Raw genomic sequence first — 5,649 nt, 5'->3', positions numbered from 1 at the left:
GCATCAATCTACGTTAACGTAAAAAATACTCATAATTCAGTCTTGTTAAGTGTGTAGCTAACCATTGGACGATTCAAAACTAATTTTCCAGTTTATTCCAAACTTATCTGCAACTATCCCATAATATGATCCCCAGAATGTTTCATTAATAGGTAATATTATTTTTCCATCAATAGAAAGACTTTGAAACAATCTTTCGGCTTCTTCTTGTAAATCCGTATTAATCGATAAGGAGAAATTACTGGTTGAAACGCTACCTTTAAATATTTCTGAATTGTCGGAACCCATTAATGTTGTTTCACTACTAATAGGAAGAGATACATGCATAATCTTATCGTCTCCATCCGAAAATATTCCGCGTTGTGCTTGCGGAACATCTCTATAACGTCCGATATATTTAAACTCGGACCTGAAGACCGATTTATAGAAGTTGAAGGCTTCCTCACAATTACCATTGAAATACAAATATGGATTTACTATGGTCATAAAACTATTTTTAGGTTTATTTAATTTTTAAAATTAAGATATAATACGTGTAAATAAAAAATCCGTTCCCTAATTTTAAGAAACGGATTTAAGATACCATAAAGCCACTAGCTTATATTAACCAGCTACTCAAAACCCCACTTCAAGACCTACTTATACAAAGCAGCCTTTTGCTCCTTAATGGTGTCGTTGGTAATATATTCGTCGTAAGACATCAATTTATCTAACAGACCGTTTGGAGTAATCTCGATGATACGGGTAGCAACAGTTTCCGTTAACTCGTGGTCACGGGAAGTGAATAATAATACACCTTTGAAATCTTTTAAACCATTGTTTAGCGCAGTAATAGATTCCAGATCAAGGTGATTGGTCGGCTCGTCCAACATAATCAGGTTAGGACTTTCCAGCATAATTTTAGAAAACATACAACGCATTTTCTCACCTCCGGAAAGTACCGAACATTTTTTCAGAACCTCTTCGCCAGAAAACAACATCCTGCCTAAAAAACCACGGATAAAAGTATCATCCTTATCAGTTTTAGAATACGGACGTAACCAGTCTACTAAATTATCCTGTACACCGTTAAAATATTCGTAATTATCGTTAGGGATATATCCTGGAACAATAGTCACGCCCCATTTAAACTCGCCAGTAAAATCGGTGTCTTTACCAGACAGAATCTCGTAAAGTGCAGTCGTGGCTAAAGAGTTATTAGAAAGGAAAGTTACTTTATCACCTTTGTTAATACTAAAAGTAAGATTCTTAAATAAAACTTCACCATTTAAAGTCTTCGACAGGTTTTCTACGTGTAAGACCTGGTCACCAACCTCTCTAACCATTTGGTTAAACATAATACCCGGATATTTACGGCTGGAAGCTTTAATCTCTTCAACATTAATCTTATCTAAAGCTTTCTTACGGCTGGTTGCCTGTTTAGATTTGGAAGCATTGGCAGAGAAACGACGAATAAATTCTTGTAACTCCTTAATTTTATCCTCCATCTTCTTATTCTGATCTGCTCTTTGTTTCAATGCCAATTGAGAAGACTCATACCAGAAAGTATAGTTACCGGTAAAGATATTCATCTTACCAAAATCGATATCTACAATGTGCGTACAAACAGCATCCAGAAAGTGACGGTCGTGGGAAACTACCAACACAATGTTTTGATAATCTGCAAGGAAATTTTCCAGCCATGCGATCGTATCAATGTCCAGATCATTGGTAGGCTCATCCAGAATAAGAATATCCGGATTACCGAATAAAGCCTGAGCTAATAAAACCCTTACTTTCTCATTACCATCCAATTCCTCCATCAACTTGTAATGCTTATCTTCTTTAATGCCCAGGTTACTCAATAACGTAGCCGCATCATTTTCAGCATTCCAACCATCCATCTCAGCAAAAAGATTTTCCAGTTCGCCAGCTCTTATGCCATCCTCCTCAGAGAAATCCTCTTTCATATAGATAGCATCTTTCTCTTTCATAATAGCATAAAGCTCCTGGTGGCCTTGCAATACGGTATCGATTACCGTAAATTCGTCAAAAGCCGCGTGGTTCTGATTTAAAACCGCTTTACGTTCTCCCGGTGTATAGCTCACGCTACCAGTAGTAGGGTCAACATCGCCAGTTAATATCTTAAGAAAAGTAGATTTACCAGCACCATTTGCACCAATGATACCGTAACAATTACCTTGCGTAAATTTTAAATTGACATCCTCAAATAAAGTACGTTTACCAAAACGTAGGGATAAATTAGATACTGTAATCATGGCGCAAAGGTACGGTTTATCTTTCTAAAATTAATGTGCTGCAAAGCCCAAAAGCTAATTATTATCAACAGAATGAACGTTTTCTGAAAGCTCTTCTTTCTTACCTAAATTCATTAGTACCGGAGTAAAAAAAGAGAGTACTCCAACCAAAACAATAAGTAAACCCAGAATAATAAATGTAAGATTTACGCCAATTGTATCAGCAACAAATCCGGTACTAAGCAAACCAATTACAGAGGGAATAATGGCAAAACTGAAATACATAGAAAATACTCTGCCCATCATATCTGGTCGTATTTGCTCTTGCAGGACAGTCATAAAACTTGCCTGATATATAGCTGCGGCAAGGCCACCAATAGTTGTTAAACCTACAAAAATGATAAAAGCACTTGCAGATATCCAGCCAGAAAGAGCCAGTGTGGCCCCCAATATAATGTGCATGCAATTGATAAGAATTACTTTGGAAGTCGAAGGCTTCCATATTCCTAAAATTCCGCCCCCAATAAGCATTCCTACTCCCCAAACCATTTCAATGATACTCATTTCAAATTTGCCACCTCCAAAATGATTTAAAGTAAGTAAGGGGAACATGACAGCAACCGGCATAATACAAAATGTAGCAATAATAGAATAAAGGAAAAGCCAGGAAAGACCTTTATTCCTTAAAACTTCATGAAATCCAAGACGTATATCCTGCCAGACCTGGTTGAAGCTCGCTTTGCTTTTTTCGGATATCTGCGGATTAGGGATTACAACAAATAACAAGGCTACAATTGCTACGATAGCACCAATAATATCTAATAGTAATACATTACCAATAGAAAACCAGCTGATGGCTAAAGCTCCTAAAGCCGGACCTGCAATATTTGATGCAGATTGTATAGTCTGGTTAATTCCGGCTATACGTAATAGTTCCGACTCAGGGGCCAGCATTGGAATGGCCGCCTGCATAGCAGGCATGTGAAATGCAGATCCTACAGATCGTAAAGCAAGCATAACATAGATTAATATCAGGCTTTCGTAACCCAAATAAAAGCTAATAGACATACATAAAGTACATATTGCCACGAAAGCATCGGCAAAAATCATAGTTTTTTTTCTGTCCCAACGATCTATAAAAACACCCGCGACAGGTCCAATAATGGCCTGAGGTAGTAAACTAGCCATTGCCGAATAGGCCAGAACTTCAGCAGAACCCGTCTTTAGACTTAACCAGATTATGACTGCAAAATTAACAGCAGAAGTACTGATTAATGAGATAAACTGGCCAACCCATATAATGGCGAATTTCTTTTTCCAAGAATCTTTCATAAAAATAAATAATACAAAGCCAAAGGCATTTGCGATAATAAAAAATAATAAATGGTAATTAGACTAAAAAGTCTTAAAGAAGATGCAAGTACAATGAATTAAGCACTTGCTTTAGGCAACATACCTGTCACGATAAGTGAAGATGCCATGTTTTTGATATGCTATCCACATAATTGACGTATTTTGGTGCCACAAAACTACAAAATTTTCTGGAATATCAAATTCAACAGAAAATCTACAAAATAGGCGTCATTCTTTTATATAAAATATAATCGCTGATTGGGGGAGGTACACCTACTTTCTTAAAATCTGTTGCAATTTGCCCTCTGTGATAGGTAGAATGGTTAAAAGCATGTAAAAGGATATCTTCTATGCTATTATAAAAACAGTCGCCTGTAGAAGTATGATACATTACAACTTCTTCCAAATCTTTATTGTTAATGATAAGTAAAGAATTTTGAAAGTTTTCCTGATTAATCACTTTTAAAGAACCATTTGCGTTAACCTGAAATCTGTCGAAAGGAATCTGGTTCAACACTCTGGCATTCCAGATCTGATGCGCGTTTAATGTGTGGTCTATTAGCATACTAATCCGTTCGGTTACCAGGTTTAAATTATCTAAAGATAGGTTGATGCATACCTCATTCATTTGAAAATTATATTCAAATAATTCGCCAAGCTTAGTTTTAAATTTAGGTAGCTGATCCATTCTGATTTCAATGAGTTCTTCTAATTTAATGAAATAGCAATAATATTTTGTTAAATCGCTATAAATTTATTTTTACATTTTGATTTGTACACTGTTCTAATTTACATTAGAGAACTTTTCATAAAGCGAAATCGTTTCGGCGGTTTGCCATCCGTCTTTGGTATAGAAAGATCGTGTGCATACTACTTTAATAAAAGTAGTGCTTTCTACAGTAACTCTCAGGTAATGGCCACCTATACGCAGGTCTGACAGAAAAATCCCAGGGGACGGCGATAATTTCAAACTTAGTTTTTTTAGTTCTCGATGATCTCATATTTATCATCAATATACCTGATACTTGCCCGGATGATATTTGCCAGCGAATCAATATTAATGTCAGCTAATTTTTTAATATAAATACAGGCTTTCGCCATTTTAAATTTTCCTAAAGTATCTAATAACTGTCTATCCGCTTCATTGCATGTGAAGATATATAACGAAATGGCCGCTTTTCTGGGAGAGAACCCAACAATGGCCGCTTCGCCTTCATGCCCACTGGCGTATTTGTAATGATATTTTCCAAAACCAATAATAGAAGGTCCCCACATTTTTGCACCGTAACCAGATACCTCCTGCATAACCTCCAGTAATCGAAAACTGTCTTCCCGTTTTTGCTTATCCTCCACCGAATTGATGAAGTCGATTACACTTGCTGCATGTTCCTGGGTTTTATTCTTCGCCATGAGTAACAATATTTGTTGCTATGTATGAATGTAGCCATTTTTCTTTAAAATAGTATTACCTTTGCCTTGCATTTGGTTTCTGTATAATATCATTTGATACAGAATTAAAAGGGAATCCGGTGTAATTCCGGAACTGTCCCGCAGCTGTAAGCTTCAATACCAGGGCCTAGTCTAATACCACTGTTCCAGAAAGTTGGGATGGGAAGGTAAGGCCAGGGGAAGTAAGTCAGAAGACCTGCCATTGCTTAATTAAGATTCATAGCTTTCGGGGATTGAAGCTGGAATGGCATACTTTTCTACGTTTTCCGTTAGGATTGCAGTATTCCCTCCGTCTGCTATGTTGCTTGCAGCATATGGGTTTATATTTAAAAAAATTGTCGTTTAAAAAGACCTTTACCATAAAGGTGATGTTTTGTCTTTGCTTTACAGTAGTAAAGGGACAAACCCAGTCTGTCTGTCCAAAAGTAGATACCATCAAGACCTTACGTTTAAGAGAAGTCTTTGTAAAAGATATCAAAAGTTTTAGCCAATCCCTTTCACCTGTTCCCGTACAGATTCTCGCGGCAGGCGATTTACAAAAAATGAATAGTCTTTCCGTTGCAGACGCTGTCAGATATCTTTCCGGAGTACAATTGAAAGATTATGGAGG

Annotated in this window: 6 protein-coding genes, 1 pseudogene and 1 riboswitch; of the genes and pseudogenes, 1 reads left to right on the top strand and 6 read right to left on the bottom strand. The window is 36.7% G+C overall.

Annotation, left to right across the window (positions count from 1 at the left end):
• Window positions 1–57 precede the first annotated feature (57 nt).
• From ABWO41_RS14720 to ABWO41_RS14695, 6 genes are all read right to left on the bottom strand, one after another.
• Complete coding sequence (locus tag ABWO41_RS14720; protein ID WP_353139655.1) at window positions 58–486, bottom strand: VOC family protein; 429 nt, start codon at window positions 484–486, stop codon at window positions 58–60.
• A gap of 149 nt (window positions 487–635) precedes the next feature.
• Window positions 636–2,258 (bottom strand): ABC-F family ATP-binding cassette domain-containing protein, encoded by a 1,623-nt coding sequence (locus ABWO41_RS14715; RefSeq protein WP_353139652.1) that lies wholly within the window; start codon window positions 2,256–2,258, stop codon window positions 636–638.
• A gap of 54 nt (window positions 2,259–2,312) precedes the next feature.
• Complete coding sequence (locus ABWO41_RS14710) at window positions 2,313–3,569, bottom strand: MFS transporter (protein ID WP_353139649.1); 1,257 nt, start codon at window positions 3,567–3,569, stop codon at window positions 2,313–2,315.
• A gap of 235 nt (window positions 3,570–3,804) precedes the next feature.
• On the bottom strand, window positions 3,805–4,278 hold the full coding sequence (locus ABWO41_RS14705) for a DinB family protein (RefSeq protein WP_353139646.1): 474 nt from the start codon (window positions 4,276–4,278) through the stop codon (window positions 3,805–3,807).
• Between the two features lie 96 nt (window positions 4,279–4,374).
• Window positions 4,375–4,560 (bottom strand): hypothetical protein, encoded by a 186-nt coding sequence (locus tag ABWO41_RS14700; RefSeq protein ID WP_353139643.1) that lies wholly within the window; start codon window positions 4,558–4,560, stop codon window positions 4,375–4,377.
• Window positions 4,561–4,571: 11 nt separating this feature from the next.
• Entirely contained in the window at window positions 4,572–5,000 is a 429-nt protein-coding gene (locus ABWO41_RS14695) for a DUF1801 domain-containing protein (protein WP_353139640.1), read from the bottom strand.
• Between the two features lie 55 nt (window positions 5,001–5,055).
• Window positions 5,056–5,257, top strand: a riboswitch (cobalamin riboswitch).
• Window positions 5,258–5,374: 117 nt separating this feature from the next.
• On the opposite strand from ABWO41_RS14695, the pseudogene ABWO41_RS14690 reads away from it, so the two are divergent.
• Window positions 5,375–5,649, top strand: a pseudogene (locus ABWO41_RS14690) (Plug domain-containing protein); the annotation flags it as partial.

It is taken from the genome of Pseudopedobacter sp. (genome assembly GCF_040392825.1).
Lineage (GTDB): Bacteria > Bacteroidota > Bacteroidia > Sphingobacteriales > Sphingobacteriaceae > Pseudopedobacter.
This window is presented reverse-complemented; position numbering and strand designations above follow the sequence as displayed.